Genomic DNA, 21,180 nt, shown 5'->3' on the forward strand with positions numbered 1-21,180 from the left:
GCGATCCCGCGGTCTGTCGTTCCGTGAATGCCACATTGAGGGTGGGCTTGACCCGTTTTGGCGGACACCTCTGATCAGGGGGCGTGGTAGCGCGTCTCTTGGGAAGGATGTTCATCATGGTGTCCATGGGCAAGAAGAAGCCGCAGCGGCCTCGGCGGGTGTTCACGCCGGAGTTCAAGGCGCAGATCGTCGGGATGTGTCTGCGTGGTGAGCGGTCGATACCGCAGGTCGTGCATGATCTCGAACTGACCGACTCGGCGGTGCGCAACTGGATCAAGCAGGCCCAGCTCGATGCCGGGGCCCGCACCGACGGCCCCACCACCGACGAACGGGACGAGATCGCGGCGTTGAAGGCCGAGAACCGGCGGTTGCGGGAAGACGTCGAGATCCTCAAGCGAGCCACGGCTTTCTTCGCGAACGAGACCCGGTGAACGTGTACCCGTTCATCGAGGCGGAGAACGCCAGCACCACCGGCAACGTGAAACGTTCCTGTGAGCTACTCCAGGTCTCCCGAGCCGCCTACTACGCCCACCGCACCACCACCGCCTCCCCGCACGAGCGCGACGACATCACCCTCACCCAGCGGATCATCGAGATCCACACCCGCTCCGCGGGCACCTACGGCGCCCCGCGGATCCACGCGGAACTGGCCGCGACCGGGCACCACCACGGACGCAAACGGATCGCCCGGCTCATGCGCACCCAGGGCCTGCGCGGGCGCACACCCAGACGCTGGCGCACCACCACCGTCCCCGACCCCGCCACGACCCCCGCCCGCGACCTCATCCAACGCGACTTCGCGTGTGATGCCACAACCATCAACCAACGCTGGTGCGGGGACATCACCTACATCCACACCTGGGAAGGATGGCTCTACCTGGCCACGGTCATCGATATCTCCTCCCGCCGGGTCGTCGGCTGGGCGACCGCGGACAACCTGCGCACCGACCTGATCGACCAGGCGCTGCGCAGCGCGGTCACCCAACGCCGACCCGACCCCGGAGTGATCTTCCACTCCGACCGCGGATGCCAATACACCTCCAGCCAGCACGCCCGGCTCGCCCAGCAGCTCAACGTCCGGCTCTCGGTCGGACGCACCGGCGAATGCTGGGACAACGCCGTCGCCGAATCATTCTTCGCCACCATCAAAACCGAACTACTCGACCGACAACCCTGGCCCACAAAAGCCTTGGCACACAAGGAAATCTTCACCTACATCGAAGGCTGGTACAACACCCACCGACGCCACTCCACCCTCGGCTACCTCAGCCCAGCCACCTACGAAACCACCCACCACCACCCCCAAGTAGCCTAAACCACACCCCACAACAACCCTGTCCGTCGAAACGGGGCAAGACCAGGGACTCAGAGTCCCTCAATGTGGCATTCACGGACCGCGGCGCCGAGCCCGAAAATCGGCGGTGGCGAACAGGGCGCCGTGGCTAGCCTGACGCGATGAATCCGCCAACCACACCACCGTCGATTTTGGACATGGCCGAGCTGGCCACCCCGATGGCGATCCGGGTCGCGGCGACGCTGAGCCTGGTGGACCACGCCGGGAGCGCGGGCGCGACCGCACAGCGGCTCGCCGCCGCCTGCGGGGCCGCCGAGCCCGCACTCCGGCGGCTGCTCGACCACCTGGTCACGGTCGGCGTCTTCGACTTCGACGAGGAATCCGGCCGGTACCGGCCCACGAGCCTTGGCGCGCAGATGGGCGAGGATTCCCCGGAGGGCGTCAAGCCGCTGCTCGACATCAACCGCGCCGGCGGGCGCGCCGAGCTAGCCTTCGTCGACCTGCTGGAGACGATCACCACCGGCGCGCCCGCCTACCCGCGCCGGTACGGGCGCGAGTTCTGGGCGGATCTCGACGCCGAGCCGCACCTGCGGCGCTCGTTCGACGCGCAGATGAACTGGCGGTACCGGACGCAGGCGGCACAGATCGCCGAACGCTTCGGCTGGGGCCGGTTCGCCGAGATCCTCGACGTCGGCGGCGGGGACGGGCAGGTGCTCGAGGCGATCCTCCGCGCCCATCCCGGTGTCCGCGGCCGGGTCCTCGACCTCCCGCCGACGAGCGCCGCGGCGGCCGAAAGGTTCGCGGCGGCCGGGCTCGGTGACCGGGCGGGCGCGGTGCCCGGCAGCTTCTTCGACCCGCTGCCCACCGGCGCCGACGCCTATCTGCTCTCCGACATCCTGCACGACTGGGACGACGAACACGCCCGCGAGATCCTGACCGGCTGCCGTCGCGCCGCCGCGCCGGAGGGCACCGTGGTGGTGATCGAGGCGGTGCGGGGCCGCGGCGTCGGCACCGCGATGGACCTGTTCATGCTGATGTGCTTCGCCGGGAAGGAACGGACGTTCGGCGAACTGACTGCGCTGGCCGAGGAGTGCGGGCTCATCCTCCGCGGTTCGGCCCCGGTTTCCGACGGGCGGACGGCGCTGGAGTTCGGGGTCGGCCGAAGCCCGCGTTGACGGGGCCGGGTACCCGGGGAAGAATTGGACCGGCAGGTCCACTTCTCCGGAGGTTCGGGTGCTCACGAAGAAAGGCGCCGCGACCCGGCGGCGGATCGTCGACGCGGCGGCGACGGAGATCCGCGAGCGCGGGGTCGCCAACGTGACCCTGGAGGACGTCGGCCGTCGCAGCGGGACGGGCAAGAGCCAGCTGTTCCACTATTTCCCGGAGGGCAAGGAGGAACTGCTGCTCGCGGTCGCGCGGCGGGAGGCGGAACGGGTCATCGAGGACCAGCAGCCCCAGCTCGGCAGCCTGACGTCGTGGGCGGCGTGGGGGCGCTGGCGGGACGTCGTGGTCGAGCGGTACCGGCGGCAGGGCGTGCACTGCCCGCTCGGGGTGCTGATCACCGAGATCGGGCGGCACACGCCCGCCGCGCAGGCGGTGACGCGGCAGCTGCTCGACCAGTGGCAGGCGCAGCTCCGGCTGGGCATCGAGCAGATGCGCGAGAGCGGACGGATCGGCCCCGCCATCGACCCGGACCGCGCGGCGGCGGCGCTGATCGCGGCGATCCAGGGCGGGGTGACGATCCTGATGTCGACGAACTCGGCCGAGCACCTGGAGGCCGCGCTGGACCTGTTCCTCGACCACCTGCGCACCGCCGCCCCGGCCCCCAGCTGACGGCAACGGTCCGTGGGGGCCTCCTTGAGGGAGCTAGGGTCCCTCAAGGAGGCCCCCACGGACCCTTCCGGATCTCGGCGAGCGACGCGGCGGCGGGATCGTCCACTGTGGATAGTGTGGTGGACGCCAGGTGTTGAAGGCGCCTTCGGCACTTCGGGCGAGGCCTGCCACGGGGGCCGGGATGTCGCGAACGCTCCGTACGGGAGGTTCGACGCCCCCGGCGGCACGTCCGGGGGCGGACACCGAGGGACGCCCTGGGTGCGTTGGGCGCGACGAGGGCGTCCCTCGGTGCGTCGAGCGCACCGAAGGCGTCCCTCGGCATGCCCTGCCAACGCACCGTCCAACGCCGGGGGAGCTCGACAGCGGCAACGGTCCGTGAATGCCACATTGAGGGACTCTGAATCCCTCAATGTGGCATTCACGGACCTGCACGGGCGGATCTCAGCGAGGCGCGCAGCGGTAGCTCGAAGCGGCCGCCGGGTCGCCGTGCCCGAGGTAGCGCGAGACTCGCGGGTACGGGCAGAGGTCGCGCGAGGCCGAGCCGTCGGCGGTGACCGCGGCGAGCGTGGCCGGGGCGTGCCCGTGCTCGACCCACTTCACCAGCGCGCCCAGCGCGTCACGCGGTTGCGGGCCCGCACCGCCACCGCAGTGCTCGACGCCGGGGGCGAGGAACAGGCGGTAGAAGTCGTCCACGCCGCCCATCCGGCGCTCCACCCGATCCCGGTACCCGAGGGTGCCGCCGGGCGGGATGAGCTGGTCGGCGGTGCCGACGTAGGTGAGCAGTTTGCCGCCCGCCCGCCGGAACGCCGACAGGTCCGGGTCCGCGGTGCCGATGACGCGGTCGTACTCCCGCACGGACTGGCGGAACAGGTCGGTGAACCGCGGATAGGTGATCGTCGCGGTGTCGAAGTCCGGCCGCTTCGCCAGGAAGCTCTGCACCCACTTCTCCGCCACCGGGAACCCGGGCGCAGACAGCGTGCCGTCCGGTTCCGCCCTGGTGCCCGCCAGCCAGGCCGGGTCGGCGCCCTTGGGCAGCCCGGCCCACAGCTTCCGGCTGTGCTCGTCGGTCGGCCCGGCCCAGATCTTGCGCATCACCTCCGCGTCCGCGGCGGTGACGGTGATTTCCTTGCCCTCACAGGGAATCCGCGACCCGACGAGCGTGCGCGGATCGTATCCGCACTCGTCCGGCCGGTCGATGACGCCGTTGGTGACGCCGTCGTTCGCGTCGCACGCCTTGACCGCGGCCTTGGCGAAGGCGTCGAGGACGCAGTTGGCGACGAAGTGGTGGTCGTTGTTCATCACGACCTTCGGCCACAGCGTCGCCACCGCGAACCGCGTCCAGTCGACGGCCGGGGCGTTGGCGAGGACACCGTCGAAGTCGGCGGGGTGGTCCTGCGCCTCGGCGTAGCCCTGACGCCCGCCGGTCGAGCAGCCGTTCCAGTAGGAGTAGGTGACCGGCCGGTGGTAGAACCGCCGCGTCACGTCCTTGCCGAGCACGGCCGCCTCGTGCACCGAGCGGGTCGCGAAGTTGGTCAGTAGCGCTTTGTCGACACGGCCGTCGCCGGTGAGCGCCCACCCGGTGTCGAGCGGGTTCGAGGACACCCCGGCGTCGGTGGTCACCCCGGCGTAGCCGTCCTTGACGGCCTGGACCAGCGGCGCGCCGAAGTCACCGGCCGCGTAGGCACTCCCGCCGACGGCCTGCAGCCTGCCGGTCCAGCCGGTTTCCGGCAGCGCGACCGCGACCTTGACGTGGTCGCGCGCGCCGGGGTGGGCGAGGGTGACGGTGACCTCGCAGTACGCCGGGACGTCCGTGATGGTCGCGCCCTTGCCGAGCGGGGTGTCCGGGAACGTGACGGTGCCGCCCTCGTGCCGCGCCGCCCGCACCGATTCGACCCTCGCGCCGTCCGGCGCGGTGACCGGGAGTGGGCCGCAGACGGACGCGACGGGCGCGGCCAAGACGCTTTCGCTCGCGGCGAGCGGGATCAGCGTGGCCAGTGGCAGGGCGACCGTCAGCAGTTTCGTCGCGAAGCTCATCGGCGTCCTCTTCGGGGTTCTCGTGGGGGCTCGGGGGCCGTGGATGGCTGTGCCGGATAGACGAAGCAGTACGCCGCCACTGGGGTGACGAAAGCGAAGCAGTGCACGGTTTCCTCGACGGAGGAGGAGTCGGCCGGGTTTCGGTGCTCGTTGTGCATGGCGAGAAATCCTTTGTGGACGGTTTCGAGAGTCAGCCGACGGTGGCGTCGAGGGTGACCTCGACGTTGCCGCGCGTCGCCTTCGAGTACGGGCAGACCTGGTGCGCGCCGTGGACCAGCTCGTCGGCGGTCGCCTGGTCGATCCCGGACGCCTCCAGGTGCAGTGCCGCGCTGAGGGTGAACTCCCCGGCCTCGGTGTCGTGGTGCAGGGTGACCTCGGCGACGACCGCGAGGTCGCTCAGCGGTACCTTCTTCGTTCCCGCGACGCGCCGCACCGCGCCGACGAAGCAGGACGCCCAGCCCGCCGCGAACAGCTGCTCCGGGTTCGTGCCGCCGCCCGCGCCGCCGAGCGCCTTCGGCACCGCGAGGCCGACGTCGAGCACCCCGTCGTCCGAGGTCGCGCGGCCCCCGTTACGGCCCTCCGCGGTGGACGTGGCGACGGCGGTGTAAGTCACTTCGGACATCGGGATTCCTTCTCGTTCCTGGTTCGGGTGCGAAGCTCACGCTAGGAACCGGAGGCGGCCCGGGGCGACCGTCGGACGACGTCATGGGTGTACGTCACCCAGGCACGCCGAAGACCAGCCGATGCCCACGAGCGGTGTCCACGTACTCGCGGACCCGGTGGATCAGCCCGTCCCGCAGTTCGAAGACGAAGCAGTAGTCGTTGCGGTAGGGGGTCCCGTCGGCGAGCGTCGCCGTCATGGTCGCCTCCACGACGGCCAACGCGCTGTCGGCGTGGAGCCGGTGGACGTCCGCGTCGACGTCACGCGTGAACAACCGGGGCAGGTCCTCGGCGAAGAACCGCACGATCGCCGCTCTGCCGACCAGGTGGTGGGTCGTGTCGAGCGCGACGGCGGTCGCGTTTCCCGGCGGGGACAGCCATTCGGCGTCTTCGGTGAAGACCGCGGCGATCCGGCCGGGGTCGCCACCGGCGAGTGCGGACAGGGCCTGCTGGACGAGGTCGTGGCTCATGATCCCCACCGTCGCCGCCGGTGCGGGCCGAGGTCTTGGACGAATGTCCCGGCCCGGTTTTCGTAGCATGGGGCCATGAGATCCACGGCGCGCGAACCCGGCGCGGTGCGCAGGTGGGAGGTCGCGCGACCGCCGGTACCGGTCCGGACACCCGGGGTGCGCATGGCCGGGTTCCGCGACCGCGGCCCCGGCCCGGTCGACGTGCGGGTGGTGCCGCACCCCGCGGTCACCCTGGCGCTCGGGTTCGGCGACGGCCCGCTGGTCGTGGACGCCGACACCGGCCGCCGGAAGCGGGGGAGCCTTGTCACCGGGTTCATGCACGGCGCCCTGCGCGTCCGGGGCGAGCACGTCGAGTGCGTGCAAGCCCGCCTGTCCCCGCCGACCGCTTACGCGGTGCTGGGCGTTTCCCCGGCGGAGCTGGACGGCGCGGTGGTGACCCTCGACGACCTCTGGGGCCGGGACGCGGCGCGGATCAGGGAACGGCTCGGCGAGGCGCGTTCGTGGCGGGAGCGGTTCGCCATGACCGACGACCTGCTCGCCCGGCGGTGCGCGACGGGACGGCCGGTGGATCCCCGGGTCGCCTGGGCCTGGGAGCGGATCGTCGCTCGCGGCGGCCGGGTGCGGATCGACGACCTGGCCGCCGGGGCGGGCTGGAGCCGCAAGCGCCTGTGGTCCCGGTTCCGGGCGCAGATCGGGCTTTCCCCCAAGCGCGCCGCGCGGCTGGTCCGTTTCGACCACGCCGCGCACCTGCTGGCGGCGGGCGGGGACGCGGCGCGGATCGCGGCGGAGAGCGGTTACACCGACCAGTCCCATCTGCACCGGGACGTCGTGGCGTTCAGCGGGGTGACGCCGGTGGCGGTCGCGGACACGGCGTGGCTGGCGGTGGACGGCCTCGCGTGGGCGGGACACCGGCCGGGCTGAGTTGCCGGAGCCGCGAACGATCTCTCGAATTCCGTGGCCGGGCGGAATACACTGAAAATTGGTGGCGGCCACCGAAAGCCCTTGGTACGTAAGCGAGATGCCTCGTCGTGCGGCAGGGAACCGTGGCGAACGACGCTCCCGTCCGGTGGCCGGCGATCCTCGGCGAGATTCCCGAGATCGTTCCACCACAAGGAAAGGAGTGATTGTGGACAAGTTACGTGTCGTCCTGGTGGGGGCCGCGGTCGCGGCGGGAATGGTGCTCCCGGCTGTCGCGGCCGAGGCGACGGAGTCCGCTCCCGTCCGGGCGGCCGCCGCGTATGGCTGCCCGGACGGCGATGTCTGTATCTATCCGGGGCCGGACTGGAACGACAACAGACCGGAGCACAAGTACTACAAGTACGGCACCTATAACGTCTACAACATGTACGGGGTGCACCGGATCTTCAACAACCAGACCGGTGGCGCGACCATGCGGACCTGCACCGGCAAAAACGGAGTGGGGTGCGAAGGGTACCTCCCCGCGGGCTGGTACATCGACAAGGACATGACGCCGATCAACTCCATCACCCTGCAGCCGTAACCGGCGCGAGATCGCTGACTGTCCATAGTGGAGGTTCCCCGGGAGTCGGTCGGCTCCCGGGGAACCTTGACCGGGCCCGCGCGCCTGAGCGAAGATCGTTCGCGACCGGATCAATGGACGTGAACGGGGAAACCGTGGCAGAGAACGGCGAAATCGACGTCGTGGTCTTCGACGTGCTCGGCACCATGGTCGACGAACCCGGTGGCCTCCGCGCCGGGATCCGCGAAGCCGTGCCGGACGCCGGAGACGCGTTCGCCGACGAACTGCTCACCGAGTGGCAGCGGCACGTCGAGAGCGAACAGCGGCGTATCGCACAGGGCGAACGCCCGTACGCCACCAGCGAGGTCATCGACACCGAAGCCGCCCGGCGGGTCGCCGAACGGGCCGGGATCACCGATCCGGCAGCCCTCGCCCGGCTGGCCACCGCGGGGCAGCGCCTGCCGCCGTGGGCCGATTCCGTCGCCGGTCTCGACCGGCTCGCGCGGCGGCTTCCGGTGCTCGCGCTGTCCAACGCGAGCCAGGCCGCGCTGCTGCGGATCTGCGCCCACGCCGGGCTGCGCTGGCACCAGACGTTGTCCGGCGAGCAGGTGCGGGCCTACAAACCGGCGCCGGAGATCTACCGGCTCGCCCTCGACACCGCCGGATGTCCGCCGGAGCGCGCGCTCATGGTGGCCGCGCACGCCTGGGATCTGCGTGGCGCGCTGGCGGCGGGGATGCGGACCGCCTATGTCGGGCGGCCGGTCGGGGATCCGCCCGCGGACTCCGACACCTTCGACTGGCAGGTGACCGGACTCGACGAACTGGTCACTCTCCTGACGTCCACGACCTGAGCCACGACACTGGGCGGGATCACCCGCAGGCAGCGCCGGGCAGCGGAGGGGACCAGCCGGGGTCGCGGGCCGGGCCCAGCGCGGCGGCCGCCTTGGCGATGATCTCCCGGGACGCCCGTTCGCTCAGTGCTCGTTGGGCCGTCAGGTGTTCCAGCGACTCCTGGTAGCGGGTGACGGGGCCCTCCTCGGTGACGTACGCGCCGACGTAGTGGTGGTCCAGGGTCACCAGCGGGCGGCGCTTCCGGAACTCGAACAGGGTGAACGGCGCGATCAGGCTCGGATGCCAGCTGCCCTCACGGGGCACGATCCGCACGCTCGCGCGCCGCTCGTCGATCGCGGTCAGCAGATGCCGCAGCTGGACACGGAGCACGTGGGTGCCCCCGTACCGGCGGTGCAGCGCGGGTTCGCCGAGCAGCACGGTGTAGCGGGGACCGCGGTCGTCGGCGTCGGGACGGGCGAGCCGCAGCATGACGCCTTCGTCGACCTCGTCCCCGGTGAGCATGCCCGCGTCGAGCACGGCACGCGCGTACTCCGGGGTTTGCAGCAGCTCGGGCACCAGGGCGGGGGACCATTCGGTGATCGCGTCGGCGGTGCGCTCGTATTCCAGGCGCAGCACGGGATAGCCGATCGGGCCGCCTTCCAGCAGGTACCCGTCCTCGGTGTGTTCGGCCAGCGCCACCAGCCGCCGGTATTCGGTGCCGGCGACCCCGAGGTAGCCGAGGACCCGGATAACATAGTCGAGTTTCGGGCGCCGGGTGGCGTGTTCGATCATGGAGACGGTGGCGGGGTCGAGGTCGAGGTCGGCGGCGAGCCCGCGGACGGTGACACCGCGGTGTTCGCGGTGGGCACGCAGGCCGAGTCCGAGTGCGGTGGCCGGGGGCGTCACATGGGGCCGTGGCGCGGTTTCTTTATCCACTGTGGACTCTCAGGTTCGGGGCCGGGGTGCCGGCCGGGTGGACAGTGCGGGGTGGCCGGGCCAGATGTCCAGGTCGTGTTCGCGGCGGTACACGTAGTCGCAGTTCCAGCAGGTGTGCGGGACGCCGTGCGTGTCGCGCTGGCTGACGTGGGCGAACTCGGCGGTCGCGACGAGGCCGCACAGCATGGTGATGCGCTCGCCGGGCGCGGGCACGTGGTTCAGCCGGGTGTGGTGCCATTCGCCGTTCGCCACCGGGTGAATCGCCTCGGTGTCCACGTAGATGACCGCGTCCATCGGCACCACTTCTCCTGGTTCTGCCGTGGGTTCCGGCTTGGTTGCGCCGGGCCCCCGGCGCGAACGGCCGGGGGCCCGGCTCCATGCCCGCCGGTACGAGTCGGGCATGGGTTCGGGGGATGGTTCGTCTGCTTGTGTCCACTTCGGACACTTCCGGTGGTCAGCCGTCCGCGCCGGGACCGCAGAAGGGCCGGTCGGCATACGCCTGGTGCAGCAACGTCGACAGGGTGACCGGCTTGGCCTCGCGGAGGAGGACGGGTGCGTCGTCGTTGGTCTGGAGCGCGACGTCGTACCGTCCGTCGATCACGACCACGCCGACGACGAGCCGCGCGGGCCGTCCGTCGAGCCGGGTCGCGGTCATCGCCAGCCGGGACCGCCAGGTGGCCTCCGGTGGGCCCTGGTCCTTCATCGGCGCTCCTCGGCGATTTTCTGGGCGAGCACGAAACGGGCGTTCGAGATCAGCTCGGCCATCGCGACCGGCGGCAGGAGCACCGGCTCGCCGTCCTCGCCGACGCGCAGGGCCATCTGCGTGGGCCCGCCGATGACGGCCACGATGCCCACGGCCACCTGACTGGCCCGCCCGGTCAGCGATCGCGCGGGCACGATCAACGTCGTTCGCCACCCGATACTCATCACGGCCCCCGCCTCCCGGTACCCTCAAACCGCCCTACCAGCAATGTTGACGTGCTGTCGTTGCTGACATTCCCAGTGTCAGCGAAAGCAGCATGATGAGGCAAGTGCCTGATCGGGTGATGTCAAGATGCACGGTCACCTGCACTAACATGTGCTGCATGGCTGGTAGCAAACGTCCGCGGTCGCAGGCGGCTGCCGCGCTGGGCGCGGAGCTGAAAGAGATCCGGGAGGGCCGCGACGTAACCACGCGGGAGCTGGCCGTGATGCTCGGCAGGAAGCCCACGGACTCCGGGCTGATCTCGCGCTGGGAGAGCGGGGAACGCGTGCCGAAGCCGGATGACGTCGCGCGGGTCATCGAGGCGCTCGACATCGAAGGCGACGAGGCCGCCGACCTGATGGCGTCGGTCAACGGGGCCAGGGCCGGGGGACGGTGGGTTGCTTTCACGCTGCCGGAACGACGTCAGCAGCTCAACGCTGTGCTGGCCACCGAGCGGACCGCGACGACCGTCGTGCACGTGGCGCCGCTGATAATTCCCGGACTGCTTCAGACTAGCGACGTGATCCGGTCGATGATGGTTGAGGGCGGCGTGCCCGCTGACGAAATCGACGAGCGGGTGATGGTCCGCATCGGCCGCCGCGAGCTGATCACTCGCCGCGAACCCGCGCAGCTGAACGTGTTGCTCGGTGAGTCCGCCATCCGCCAGGTTCTGGGCGGACCCGCGGTGATGGCCGAGCAGTTGCGATATCTGCGGGAGATGGCGGAACTGCCGAATGTCGAAATCCGGGCGGTGGCCAACTCCGCGGGCTGGACGCCTGCGTTGACAGGCGCATTCATTCTCCTTGAGTCGGAAACGGAGCAGCCGGTCGTCAGCGTGGAGCTGAACGGCTGTGGCCTGCTGCTGCAGGACTTGGGAGACATCGAGGTTCATCGGCGAGCCGCTGAGGCCGTGCGGATGAAGGCGATGAGCCCGGCTCGTACTGCCAAGCTCATCGCGGAGGTGATCGCTGAACTGGAGGAGGCGAAATGACGATGTCGCGTGAGCCGGGAACCTGGTTCAAGTCGAGCTGGAGCCCGGATCACACTGATTGTGTGGAAGTGCGTTTGGGTGCGGCGGTCGGTGTGCGGGATACCAAGGACCGTGCTGGTGGTCAGCTTGCTGTGTCGGGTTCGGCGTGGCGTGCGTTGCTGACCGAGGTCGTGCGCGACTGACGGGCGGTGTCTCGACACTCCGGTACGGTGCCGAGGCAGCTCCATATAACGACGGCGTGGCCGGGGATTTCTTCCCGGCCACGCCGTTTTGAGTTGGAGGAGGCGAAATGACGATGTCGCGTGAGCCGGGAACCTGGTTCAAGTCGAGTTGGAGCGCAGACCATGCTGATTGTGTGGAGGTGCGTTTGGGTGTGGCGGTCGGTGTGCGGGATACCAAGGACCGTGCTGGTGGTCAGCTTGCTGTGTCGGGTTCGGCGTGGCGTGCGTTGCTGACCGAGGTCGTGCGCGACTGACGGGCGGTGTCTCGACACTCCGGTACGGTGCCGAGGCAGGTCCGCAAGAGAACGGCGTGGCCGGGATTTCCTCCCGGCCACGCTGTTTTCTCTCGTTTCGCTCGGAGACGCGTCGTTCAGGACACCGAGTCTCCCGCAGCTGGGCCCGGTCGTGCCGAGGGACGCCTTCGGTGCATCCAGCGCAGCGAGGGACGCCCTTGGTGCATCCAGCGCACCCAGGGCGTCCCTCGGGCGCCACGCCGACAAATGACCGGTCTCGAAAGCGGCCTTCACGGCACTGCGTTGTCGGGGGCGGGGCGCTATTCCGTGTCGCGCGGTGCCAGTCGCCGGGTGATCCGGCCGAACAGCTCCGTCAGCGGCTCGCCGACCTCCCGGCCGAACTCGGTCAGCCCGTAGGTGACCTGGGGCGGCGTCGTCGGCTCGACCCGCCGCCAGACCAGGCCGTCCTTGACCAGCGCGCGCAGCGACTGGGCGAGCATCTTCTCGCTGATGCCCTGGATGCTCTCGCGCAGCTCGTAGAAGCGAAGGTCGTTGGCCCGCAAGGAGATCAGCACCCAGATGCCCCACCGGCTGGTGACATGGTCGACCACGTCACGCGCGGGGCAGTCGGTGTGAAACACGTCATACCGTGCCTCGGTGTCGACCCGGGTGAACTGCGCGCCTCCTGCCACGTACTGAGCTTACCCGAAGGTATGTCCTTACGAAAAGTTAGCTGGAGCTCGTAACGTCGGCGTCACAGAGCACATCGGAACGAGGAGCTGTTCATGATCGTGGTGACCGGGGCTACCGGAAACATCGGCCGTCCGCTGACGCGGGCGCTGGCCGACGTGGGCCGGCAGGTGACGGCGGTGTCGCGGCGCGTCGCGGAGGTGCCGGACGGCGTCCGGCACGTGGTGGCCGATCTGGCCGAGCCCGCCAGTCTCGAACCCGCGCTGGCCGGGGCGAAGGCGTTGTTCCTGTTGCTGTCCGGCGATCTGCACGCCGTCGGGGCCAATCCCGCGGACATCATCGAGAAGGCCGCGACCGCCGGGGTCCGCCGGGTCGTGCTGCTTTCCTCGCAGGGCGTGACGACCCGGCCCTTCGGCACGACGCGGGTCGCGATGCGCGCGCTGGAGGACACGCTGCGGGAGTCCGGGCTGGAGTGGGCCGTCCTGCGGCCGGGCGGGTTCGACTCGAATGCCTTGTGGTGGGCCGAATCCGTCCGCACGCGGCAGGTCGTCGCGGCGCCCTTCGGCGACGTCGGGCTGCCGATCATCGACCCGGCGGACATCGCCGAGGTCGCGGCGGCCTGCCTGCTGGAGGACCGGTTCACCGGCGGCGTCTACGACCTGACCGGGCCGGAAGCGATCACGCCCCGGCAGCAGACGGAGGTGATCGCCGCCGCGCTGGGCACGCCTGTGCGGTTCCAGGAGCTCACCCGCGAAGAGGCCAAGGCGGGCATGACCCGGAGCATGCCGGCGGAACTCGCCGACGACACCCTGGACATCATCGGCGCCCCGACCCCGGCGGAGGTGCGCGTCAGCCCGGACGTCGAGCGGGTCCTCGGCCGCGCCCCGCGTTCCTTCGCCGACTGGACCGCCCGCAACATCGCCGCCTTCCGCTGAGCCCCGGTCTCTGAAGGCCACCTTGAGGGAACTCAAGTCCCCCAAGGTGGCCTTGAGAGACGTCACCCCGGTCGAGGCCCACGTCGCGAAGTTGGGTGCTGAAGGACGCTTTCAGTGCGTTGGCCGTGCTGAAGGACGCCTTCAGTGCTCTGAGCGCACCGAAGGCGTCCTTCAGCACACCCGGACGCCGGAACTCGCCACCCCAGTCCGTGAATGCCACATTGAGGGACTCAGAGTCCCTCAATGTGGCATTCACGGACCTTCCGCACGGGGTACGGGTCAGCGGAGGGCGCCGGTGACCAGGGTCAGGCCGGTGGCGGCCAGGATCGGGTTGATCGGCAGGAAGTAGGAAGAGCCGTGACCGCCGGAGCAGGTTCCGGTGGCCGCGACGAGCACGCCCTGTGCCTGCGTGCCGCTGACGAACGGGGCGCCGATGTCGCCGGGCTCGGCGCAGACGGACGTCCGGGTCAGGCCGGTCAGCGGGCCTTCGGGGAAGTCGATCGTCACGTTCTTCGCCTGGACCGTCCCGCACTTCCAGCCGGTGGTCACGCCGTACCGGCACACCGAGGCACCGATCGGGGCCTCGGTGGATCCGGCGATCGTGACCCGGCTGTCGGTGGGTGGGATCGAGCCGGTCAGCCGCCAGTCGTCGGTGTTGGTCACCCGCAGCACGAGCGTGCCGTCCGGCGGGAACGGCGTCTGCTCGACGATCCCGACCACTTTTCCTCCACTGTGGACGGTGCTGCCCGCTCGCGCGCAGGAATCGCTGAGGATCAGGTAGCCCGTGTCATGGGCGGTGGCGGCGAATCCGGCGGTGCAGCGGGATCCCGCGGTGGTGTTCAGCGGACTGCCGCCGCCGAGCGGGGCCTGCGCGCGGGCCTGCGCGACGGGGGAGAGCGCGAGCAGAAAAGCTGGGAGAAGACCAAGCAGGGCACGAAATCGGGGCAGTCGCATGGGAGCCTCCGATGGCTGGCTGGGGAGCTTCGATGGTAGCCGGGCAGGGGAGCGCCGCCAGCCGCCAACTCGCGCATTCCGCCGGGCAGGACGCTGCGCTTTCGGGTTCGCTTCCGTGTCCCTTCCGCCGTTTCGGATGGCTCCGTTCGGCCCACCGTGTTAGTGATGACGGAGGTGATCTTGTCGAAAGGGAGCAGCCGATGACGGTCCGAGCAGTGTGCCTGGCGGTCGTGGCGGGGGTGGCCGCCACCGCGCTGGGTACCGCGCCGGTGGCGGCGGCCCCGATCGCCGCGTCCGGGATCAAGTGGTCGGAGTGCGCCCCGGAGCTGGGCGCCCCGCGCGGAACCGGCTGTGCCCCGCTCGAGGTCCCGCTCGACTACGACCGGCCGTCCGGCCGGAAGATCACGCTGACGCTGTCCGCGGCGGGCTCGCTGGACGCGCCGAACATCCTGGTGGTCAACCCGGGCGGGCCGGGGGAGTCCGGCATCGGCACCGCCAAACTGGTCCAGTCCTCGCTGCCGCCCCAGCTCATCGACAAGTACCTCGTGGTCAGTTTCGATCCGCGCGGCGTCGGCGCCAGCGCGCCGGTGAACTGCGGCGACACCGCCGGTCTGTTCCCCCGCCCGATGCCGCCGAACCGGCCGGTGAACGAGGCCGGGGAACAGCAGCGGGTGGACATCGCCAGGAAGGTCGCCGACGCCTGCGCGCGGCACGCGGGCGATCTGCTGCCGCACATCACCACGCAGAACGCGGCGCGCGACATGGACCGTATCCGGATCGCGCTGGGCAAGGACAAACTGGACTATCTCGGCTACTCCTACGGCACCCGGCTCGGCGCGACCTACGCGACGCTTTTCCCGGCCACCACGGGAAAAATGGTGCTGGACAGCGTCGTCGATCCCACCCTCGGCGGCTACGAAGCGGGATTCCAACAGGATCCCGCGCTGCAACGGCGGGCGGAGCAGTTCTTCGCCTGGGCCGCGGCACACGACGACCGCTACCACTTCGGCGCGAGCGGCGAGGAGGTCGGCCGCGTCTGGGGGACCGTCCGGGACGCGCTCACCGCGCATCCGATCGAGAACAAGGTGGGCGGCGCCGAACTGGACGACATGCTGGCCTCCGCGATGTATGTCGACACCTCGTGGCCCACGCTGGCCGACGCCGTCGCCCGCTACCGCGGCGGCGATCCGAGCGGAATCCTCAACGCCGCCAAGCAACTCGCTATGGACCCGGTGAACGGCGCCCAGCTCGCCTACAACTGCGTCGACGACAATTGGCCGTCGGACTGGAAGACCTGGCACGAGGACACCGCGCGGGCGGACCGGAAGGCGCCGCTGTTCGCCTGGCTGAACACCTGGTACTCGGCGGCCTGCGCGTTCTGGAAGGCCCCGGCCGCGCCGCCGGTCAAGATCGGGGCGGGAAAGACCCCGCCGGTCCTTTTGGTACAGGCCAAGGACGACGCGGCCACGCCGGTCGAGGGCGCGCGCCGGATGCAGCAGGCGCTGCGTGGCTCGCGGCTGGTGCTCGCCGGGGGCGGCAACCACGGGCAGTTCCTGTTCGGCGGCAACGCCTGCGTCGACAAGCCGGTGGCCGACTACCTGCTTACCGGCACCCTGCCCGGCGCCGACGTCGGCTGCCCCGCAGTCCCGCCCCCGACGTGACCGCAGGTCTCTGAAGGCCACCTTGAGGGAACTCAAGTCCCTCAAGGTGGCCTTCAGAGACCATTGCCCGGAGTGTCGGGGCGGGCGTCGTAGTCGGCGCGGGCGGCGTCGATGTGCGCCAGATGCGTGGTGCTCCACTCCAGCAGGGGCAGCACGGCGGTGCGCAGTGTCCGGCCCATCGGGGTGAGCGCGTAGCTGACGTGCGGGGGCATGACGGCGCGGACGGTCCTGGTCAGGATGCCGTCGCGTTCCAGCGCGCGCAGGGTGACGGTGAGCATGCGCTGGCTGATGCCGTCGATGCCGCGCTTGAGCTCGGTGAACCGGTGGGGCCCCTGGCTGAGGTGCCGCACGACCAGCAGCGACCACTTGTCGCCGACGATGTCGAGCACCTCCCGGGTGCGGCACGCGTCGTCCGGCCCGTGCGGCGGCCCGGCCGCGGTGGCGTTCATGGTTACCTCCTGGGAACCGGGGCACCGGAAAGTGCCTTATTGCCCGATCCGGACCGGGCGTATCACCATGATCGTAGTTCCTCTTGCATACCGAGGAACCAATAGTAACCACCGGGTCGGTAGCCGCGGTGGTAGTCCGAAAAGGGAGATCATGGCGACATTTCTGCTGGTCCATGGCGCCTGGCACAGCGGGCAGGCCTGGCGGCGCGTGGTACCGCTGCTGGAGTCGGCCGGACATCGGGCGTACGCGCCATCGTTGACCGGCTACGGCGAAAAGGCCCATCTGCTCAGCCCGAGGTGGGGCTCGACACCCACGTCGACGACGTCGCCAAGCTGATCAGCGACGAGGACCTCACCGACGTCGTGCTCGTGGGGCACAGCTACGCGGGGCTGGTCATTTCGTCGGTGGCCAACCGGATCCCGGACCGGATCGCGCACCTGGTGTACCTCGACGCGATGGTCCCGGAGGACGGGGAGAGCGCGCTCGACGTCATGCCCGTGACGCAGCGGCTGATCGACCTCGCCGAGGAGTCCGGCGACGGCTGGCGCGTGCCGCCGATGCCCGAGCAGCCCGCGCCGCTGGGCCTGTTCGGGGTCACCGACCCGGCGGACATCGCCTGGCTGCGCACGATCCTCTCGGATCAGCCGGTGCGGTGCCTGCGGCAGCCGGTCCACCTGGACAACCCGGCCGCGCACGCGATCGAGCGCACGCACATCCACTGCGTCGGCGCGAAACCGGCGGGCATCGACCGGCGGCCCGTGCCCGCGATCCAGCCCAACGGTTCCCCTGCACGGGTCTGGGAACTGCCGACCGGGCACGACTGCATGATCACCATGCCGGGAGAACTCGTCGAACTCCTGGTGCGGCTCGTCCACTAACGACGTCCACCGCTTCGAAGTCCACAGTGGACGGAGAGGTCAGGTCGCCGCGATTTCGGTGGGGGGCCGGAGGCCGTCGCGGAGCAGGGCGAGGGCTTCCCGCAGGGCGGTGGCCGCTTCGGGGTGGACCTCCTCGGCGGACCGTCCCGAAGCGACCTCCTGTGCGGTGTCGCTGACGAGCAGTCCCTGTACGGCGGTGATCTGGCAGGCGGCCAGGCGCGCGGTGCGCCGGGGGTATCCGGTTTCCTCCAGCGCGTCGGCCAGCAACCGTTCGGCGTGGGTGTAGTGCTGCTTCAGCCGGGCCGTCAGGCCCGCGGTGTCCAGTACCAGCCGGAAGAAGGCCTTCACGCCGGGCCGGTCGCACAGCCCGGTCGCCTCGTCATGCCGGCGCAACGCGTCCAGCCAGCCCCGTTCGAGTGCGTCGAGTGGGGCCTCGCCCGGCTCGCGGTCCCGCACGTATCGGGCCAGTTCGTCCTTGTGATCGGCGAACCGGTGCACGACCAGGTCTTCCTTGCTCGGGAAGTACTTGAACAGGGTGCGCTTGGACACCTCGGCGGCGGCGGCCACCTCGACGACGGAGACGTCGTCGAAGCCGTTCTCCAGGAACATGCGGATCGCCGCTTCCGAGATCGCCTGGCGGGTCCGCTGCTTCTTGAGCTCGCGCAGTCCGACTTCTTCACTCACGCGGACCATCCTAGCCCAAACATCTACCCGGGCGATAAGTAAACCTGGTATACAGGTATCCTGAGTCTACTTTCGGGCTTTGGGAGGAAGCGATGGAAACCCAGGTGATCGTGGTCGGCGCCGGGCCGGCCGGGCTGATGCTGGCCTACGAGCTGACGCTGGCCGGGGTGTCGGCGGTGGTGGTGGAGAAGCGGGCCGAGCCGAGCATCCAGTCGAGGGCGGGTGGTCTACAGCCGCGTACCGCGGAGGTGCTCGACCTGCGTGGCCTGCTGGCCCCGCTGCTCGACGGCGCGGACGTCGCCGAGGGGCACGGCGGGCACTTCGCCGGGCTGCCGGTGCCGTTGGACTGCTCGCCGTGGCAGACCCGCTACCGCGGTCCGGTCGCGGTGCCGCAGGGGCGGCTCGAACGGTTCCTCGAACAACGCCTCGCCGAACGCGGCGGCACCGTGCTCCGCGGGCACGAAGTGGTGTCGGTCAGCCAAAACGACAGTGGCACGGAGATCATCACCGGCACCGGCCGCACCCTGCGGGCGGATTTCCTGGTCGCCTGCGACGGCGCGCACAGCACGGTGCGGAAGGCGCTGGGTGTGCCGTTCCCCGGCAGGGCGGGCACCGCCCGCGCGGTGGTCGCCGATCTCGTCCTCGCCACGCGGTCGCCCGAGGTGCTCGCCTTCAAGAGTCATTTCAGCCAGCACATCCGTACCGGCGGCGGCTACTGGACCGCACTGTCCCCTTTGGACGGTGGCGGCCACCGGTTCATGTTCAGCAGCGTGGCCGGGCAGGCCCCACCACGGGACGCCCCGATCGCCGACGAGGAAATCCGTGCCGCGCTCCAGGCGGTGTACGGGCCGGAAACCGAACTCGCCGAGGTGCGGGCGGCGTCCCGGTTCTCCAATGCGTCACGCCAGGTGGAGAACTACCGGGCCGGGCGGGTGTTCTTCGCGGGCGACGCGGCCCACATCCATCTCCCGGTGGGCGGGCAGGGCGTCAACCTCGGCGTCCAGGACGCGGTCAACCTGGGCTGGAAGCTCGCCGCGCGGCTCAACGGCTGGGCGCCGCCGGGGTTGCTCGGCACCTACCACGCCGAACGTCACCCGGTCGCGGCCAGGGTGCTCGCCAATACCAGGGCACAGGGCATCCTGCTCAACCCCGCCGCTGACGAGGACATGGCCGCGCTGCGGGCGCTCGTCACCGAGCTGATGCGCCTGCCCCAGGCCAATCGCCACCTGTCCGGGATGATGGCGGGGCTGGACATCCGCTACGAGCACGACGCCGATGATCACCCGCTGACCGGCTACCGGATGCCGGATCTGGACCTCGTGACCGAGGAGGGCGTGAGCAGGGTGTCCGCGCTGACGCACGACGGGCGCGGCCTGCTGCTGCGGTTCGACCACGGGATCGCGGTGTCCGCCGCGGGCTGGGAGGACCGCGTGCGGGAGGTGCCGGTGAAGGCGGCCGATGAGGTACCCGCGGGCGCGGTGCTGGTGCGGCCGGACGGCCAGGTGTGCTGGGCGGGCTCGGACCCCGGCGGATACGCTGCCGCGCTCACCCGGTGGTTCGGTTCGGCCGGCTGACCTTCCCGGCGGCGCGACGGGCCCGGCGTTCGGCAGACTGGGGGACCATGGCGACGAAGATCAGAGCGGTCGAGGTGGCGGACACGGCGCGTATCACGGTGTTGCTCGGCCAGCTGGGATATCCGGCCGACGAGGCGCGGGTGCGTGTCCGGCTGGACGACCTGCTGACCGACCGGCGCAGCGCGTTGTTCGCCGCGGAGGTGGACGGCCTGGTCGCGGGTGTGGCCGCGCTGCACGTGCTGCCGATGCTGGAGCAGGACGGGTGCCTGGGCAGGCTCCTGGCGCTCGTGGTCGACGACTCCTGTCGCGGTCAGGGCGTGGGCGGCGAGCTGGTGGCCGAGGTCGAGCGCGAGGCGCTTCGACAGGGTTGCCGGAAGCTGGAGATCACCAGTTCCCGGACACGAGACGCCGCCCATCGCTTCTACCGCGGTCTCGGCTACGAGGACCTCTGCGGCACATCGGCGCGATTCATGAAAGCGCTGGCCTGACCTGCTCGCTCCGGGTTGGCACGGTCCGTGGGGGCCTCCTTGAGGGACCTAGAGTCCCTCAAGGAGGCCCCCACGGACAGTCTCAGGGGCGCCCCAGCGCGGCGGCTGCGAACGAGGCCACCAGCGGCCTGCGGTCCCGTTCGTTCCAGGCGAGCACGAGCCTGCTGGGCGGCGCGTCGGTGACCGGGACGCCGGTCAGGCCGGGCGGGAGCGGGTCGACCAGTGAGCGGGGCAGCACCCCGATCATCCGGCTCACCGTGATCAGCTGGAGCAGCTGGACCACGTCGACGACCTCGGGCCCGGTGCCGTCACCGCCGGGAATTCCCTTCCAGCGCGGCAGGATCTCACCATCCAAATCGGACAGTTTGACCCCGTCGCGCCGGGCGAAGCGATGTCCGGAGGGCACGATGGCGACGCGGTCCTCGGTGAGCAGTGTCTCGTGGGCCAGCCCGTCGAGGTCGTCGAAGGGCACGTAGAGCAGGCCGACGTCGGCCCGGCCGTCGCGGAGGAAGTCGCTGCGGTCGGCGGGACCGCTGAACAGGATGTCCACCTGGCGGGCGTCGGGCTGGTGCGCGTACGCGGCCAGCAGCCCGGACAACAGGCCCGCGTCACCGCCGGGTTTGAGCACGAGCCGCAGGTGGGCGTGGGCGTCACCGGCGTGCCGGGCGCTCCGGACGGCGGCGGCGACCGCGTTGAGCGCGTGCCGCCCGTGCTCGGCCAGCGCCTCGCCCGCCGGGGTGAGCGCGACGTGCCTGCTGGTGCGGACGAACAGCGCGACGCCGAGCCGGGTTTCGATCCGCCGGATCGCCTTCGACAGGGCGGGCTGGGCGATCGAGAGCCGGACGGCGGCCCGGCCGAAGTGCAGCTCTTCGGCGACCGCGATGAAGTACTCCAGCTCACGGGTCTCCAGATCAACCAT

27 protein-coding genes and 1 pseudogene are annotated in these 21,180 nt (G+C 70.4%); 16 read left to right on the plus strand and 12 right to left on the minus strand.

The features are described from left to right. Window positions 1–125 precede the first annotated feature (125 nt). The 4 genes from ABD987_RS07210 (at window position 126) to ABD987_RS07225 (ending at window position 3,127) form a co-directional block, all read left to right on the plus strand. Window positions 126–431 (plus strand): transposase, encoded by a 306-nt coding sequence (locus ABD987_RS07210; protein ID WP_378214269.1) that lies wholly within the window; start codon window positions 126–128, stop codon window positions 429–431. Beyond that, window positions 428–1,315 (plus strand): IS3 family transposase, encoded by an 888-nt coding sequence (locus ABD987_RS07215; RefSeq protein ID WP_345388392.1) that lies wholly within the window; start codon window positions 428–430, stop codon window positions 1,313–1,315. Before ABD987_RS07210 ends, ABD987_RS07215 begins: the two co-directional genes overlap by 4 nt. A 140-nt stretch (window positions 1,316–1,455) precedes the next feature. Continuing rightward, window positions 1,456–2,469: a methyltransferase gene (locus ABD987_RS07220; protein WP_345388394.1), complete on the plus strand. Its 1,014-nt coding sequence runs from the start codon at window positions 1,456–1,458 to the stop codon at window positions 2,467–2,469. A 58-nt stretch (window positions 2,470–2,527) separates the two neighbouring features. Continuing rightward, entirely contained in the window at window positions 2,528–3,127 is a 600-nt protein-coding gene (locus tag ABD987_RS07225; protein ID WP_345388396.1) for a TetR/AcrR family transcriptional regulator, read from the plus strand. A gap of 441 nt (window positions 3,128–3,568) precedes the next feature. On the opposite strand, the gene ABD987_RS07230 is transcribed toward ABD987_RS07225, so the two are convergent. The 3 genes from ABD987_RS07230 to ABD987_RS07240 all read right to left on the minus strand — a co-directional run bounded on the left by ABD987_RS07230 (window position 3,569) and on the right by ABD987_RS07240 (window position 6,291). Then, window positions 3,569–5,161: a tannase/feruloyl esterase family alpha/beta hydrolase gene (locus tag ABD987_RS07230; RefSeq protein WP_345388398.1), complete on the minus strand. Its 1,593-nt coding sequence runs from the start codon at window positions 5,159–5,161 to the stop codon at window positions 3,569–3,571. Window positions 5,162–5,351: 190 nt separating this feature from the next. Then, the gene (locus tag ABD987_RS07235; RefSeq protein WP_345388400.1) at window positions 5,352–5,783 is read right to left on the minus strand and encodes an organic hydroperoxide resistance protein; all 432 of its coding nucleotides are present in this window, start codon (window positions 5,781–5,783) and stop codon (window positions 5,352–5,354) included. A gap of 94 nt (window positions 5,784–5,877) precedes the next feature. After that, window positions 5,878–6,291: a nuclear transport factor 2 family protein gene (locus ABD987_RS07240; protein WP_345388402.1), complete on the minus strand. Its 414-nt coding sequence runs from the start codon at window positions 6,289–6,291 to the stop codon at window positions 5,878–5,880. Window positions 6,292–6,366: 75 nt separating this feature from the next. On the opposite strand from ABD987_RS07240, the gene ABD987_RS07245 reads away from it, so the two are divergent. From ABD987_RS07245 to ABD987_RS07255, 3 genes are all read left to right on the plus strand, one after another. Beyond that, on the plus strand, window positions 6,367–7,212 hold the full coding sequence (locus ABD987_RS07245; RefSeq protein ID WP_345388404.1) for a helix-turn-helix domain-containing protein: 846 nt from the start codon (window positions 6,367–6,369) through the stop codon (window positions 7,210–7,212). 205 nt (window positions 7,213–7,417) lie between these two features. Beyond that, entirely contained in the window at window positions 7,418–7,792 is a 375-nt protein-coding gene (locus ABD987_RS07250; RefSeq protein WP_345388406.1) for a hypothetical protein, read from the plus strand. A gap of 134 nt (window positions 7,793–7,926) precedes the next feature. After that, on the plus strand, window positions 7,927–8,622 hold the full coding sequence (locus ABD987_RS07255) for a haloacid dehalogenase type II (protein ID WP_345388408.1): 696 nt from the start codon (window positions 7,927–7,929) through the stop codon (window positions 8,620–8,622). 19 nt (window positions 8,623–8,641) lie between these two features. On the opposite strand, the gene ABD987_RS07260 is transcribed toward ABD987_RS07255, so the two are convergent. The 4 genes from ABD987_RS07260 to ABD987_RS07275 form a co-directional block, all read right to left on the minus strand. Continuing rightward, a complete protein-coding gene (locus tag ABD987_RS07260; protein WP_345388410.1) occupies window positions 8,642–9,538 on the minus strand; it encodes a helix-turn-helix domain-containing protein in 897 nt (298 codons plus the stop codon). A gap of 9 nt (window positions 9,539–9,547) precedes the next feature. Further along, window positions 9,548–9,838 carry an HC3 family zinc finger protein gene (locus tag ABD987_RS07265; protein ID WP_378214268.1) on the minus strand — a complete coding sequence of 97 codons (291 nt, stop codon included), beginning with the start codon at window positions 9,836–9,838 and terminating at the stop codon, window positions 9,548–9,550. 154 nt (window positions 9,839–9,992) lie between these two features. Next, a complete protein-coding gene (locus ABD987_RS07270) occupies window positions 9,993–10,241 on the minus strand; it encodes a hypothetical protein (RefSeq protein ID WP_345388412.1) in 249 nt (82 codons plus the stop codon). After that, entirely contained in the window at window positions 10,238–10,468 is a 231-nt protein-coding gene (locus ABD987_RS07275; protein WP_345388414.1) for a hypothetical protein, read from the minus strand. Before ABD987_RS07275 ends, ABD987_RS07270 begins: the two co-directional genes overlap by 4 nt. 155 nt (window positions 10,469–10,623) lie before the next feature. Here ABD987_RS07275 and ABD987_RS07280 point away from each other — a divergent pair, with 155 nt between their 5' ends. From ABD987_RS07280 to ABD987_RS07290, 3 genes are all read left to right on the plus strand, one after another. Then, entirely contained in the window at window positions 10,624–11,493 is an 870-nt protein-coding gene (locus ABD987_RS07280; protein WP_345388416.1) for a helix-turn-helix domain-containing protein, read from the plus strand. Beyond that, window positions 11,490–11,675 carry a DUF397 domain-containing protein gene (locus ABD987_RS07285; protein WP_378214267.1) on the plus strand — a complete coding sequence of 62 codons (186 nt, stop codon included), beginning with the start codon at window positions 11,490–11,492 and terminating at the stop codon, window positions 11,673–11,675. Before ABD987_RS07280 ends, ABD987_RS07285 begins: the two co-directional genes overlap by 4 nt. Before the next feature lie 107 nt (window positions 11,676–11,782). Next, a complete protein-coding gene (locus tag ABD987_RS07290; RefSeq protein ID WP_378214266.1) occupies window positions 11,783–11,968 on the plus strand; it encodes a DUF397 domain-containing protein in 186 nt (61 codons plus the stop codon). 299 nt (window positions 11,969–12,267) lie between these two features. Here ABD987_RS07290 and ABD987_RS07295 read toward each other — a convergent pair whose 3' ends face one another. Further along, window positions 12,268–12,639: a winged helix-turn-helix transcriptional regulator gene (locus ABD987_RS07295; protein WP_345388418.1), complete on the minus strand. Its 372-nt coding sequence runs from the start codon at window positions 12,637–12,639 to the stop codon at window positions 12,268–12,270. 93 nt (window positions 12,640–12,732) lie between these two features. On the opposite strand from ABD987_RS07295, the gene ABD987_RS07300 reads away from it, so the two are divergent. Further along, entirely contained in the window at window positions 12,733–13,572 is an 840-nt protein-coding gene (locus ABD987_RS07300; protein ID WP_345388420.1) for an NAD(P)H-binding protein, read from the plus strand. A gap of 279 nt (window positions 13,573–13,851) precedes the next feature. Here ABD987_RS07300 and ABD987_RS07305 read toward each other — a convergent pair whose 3' ends face one another. After that, complete coding sequence (locus tag ABD987_RS07305; protein ID WP_345388422.1) at window positions 13,852–14,526, minus strand: S1 family peptidase; 675 nt, start codon at window positions 14,524–14,526, stop codon at window positions 13,852–13,854. A 200-nt stretch (window positions 14,527–14,726) separates the two neighbouring features. Here ABD987_RS07305 and ABD987_RS07310 point away from each other — a divergent pair, with 200 nt between their 5' ends. Continuing rightward, complete coding sequence (locus tag ABD987_RS07310) at window positions 14,727–16,187, plus strand: alpha/beta hydrolase (RefSeq protein ID WP_345388424.1); 1,461 nt, start codon at window positions 14,727–14,729, stop codon at window positions 16,185–16,187. 53 nt (window positions 16,188–16,240) lie between these two features. Here the strand turns inward: ABD987_RS07310 and ABD987_RS07315 are convergent, their stop codons facing one another. Next, window positions 16,241–16,636: a winged helix-turn-helix transcriptional regulator gene (locus ABD987_RS07315; RefSeq protein ID WP_345388427.1), complete on the minus strand. Its 396-nt coding sequence runs from the start codon at window positions 16,634–16,636 to the stop codon at window positions 16,241–16,243. Window positions 16,637–16,787: 151 nt separating this feature from the next. Between ABD987_RS07315 and ABD987_RS07320 the strand changes: the two are divergent. Together ABD987_RS07320 and ABD987_RS07325 are read left to right on the plus strand one after the other, a co-directional pair. After that, window positions 16,788–16,871: pseudogene (locus tag ABD987_RS07320) on the plus strand (alpha/beta hydrolase); the annotation flags it as partial. Continuing rightward, window positions 16,835–17,515 (plus strand): alpha/beta fold hydrolase, encoded by a 681-nt coding sequence (locus tag ABD987_RS07325; protein WP_345389858.1) that lies wholly within the window; start codon window positions 16,835–16,837, stop codon window positions 17,513–17,515. The pseudogene ABD987_RS07320 and the gene ABD987_RS07325, both read left to right, overlap by 37 nt. Before the next feature lie 39 nt (window positions 17,516–17,554). On the opposite strand, the gene ABD987_RS07330 is transcribed toward ABD987_RS07325, so the two are convergent. Next, window positions 17,555–18,199, minus strand: a complete 645-nt coding sequence (locus ABD987_RS07330) for a TetR/AcrR family transcriptional regulator (RefSeq protein WP_378214265.1) — start codon at window positions 18,197–18,199, stop codon at window positions 17,555–17,557. Between the two features lie 92 nt (window positions 18,200–18,291). Here ABD987_RS07330 and ABD987_RS07335 point away from each other — a divergent pair, with 92 nt between their 5' ends. Together ABD987_RS07335 and ABD987_RS07340 are read left to right on the plus strand one after the other, a co-directional pair. After that, entirely contained in the window at window positions 18,292–19,773 is a 1,482-nt protein-coding gene (locus tag ABD987_RS07335) for an FAD-dependent monooxygenase (protein ID WP_345388431.1), read from the plus strand. Window positions 19,774–19,820: 47 nt separating this feature from the next. After that, complete coding sequence (locus tag ABD987_RS07340; RefSeq protein ID WP_345388433.1) at window positions 19,821–20,261, plus strand: GNAT family N-acetyltransferase; 441 nt, start codon at window positions 19,821–19,823, stop codon at window positions 20,259–20,261. 82 nt (window positions 20,262–20,343) lie between these two features. On the opposite strand, the gene ABD987_RS07345 is transcribed toward ABD987_RS07340, so the two are convergent. After that, window positions 20,344–21,180, minus strand: a complete 837-nt coding sequence (locus ABD987_RS07345) for a LysR family transcriptional regulator (protein WP_345388435.1) — start codon at window positions 21,178–21,180, stop codon at window positions 20,344–20,346.

The sequence above is a fragment of the Amycolatopsis samaneae genome, assembly GCF_039541975.1.
Classification (GTDB): Bacteria; Actinomycetota; Actinomycetes; order Mycobacteriales; family Pseudonocardiaceae; genus Amycolatopsis; species Amycolatopsis samaneae.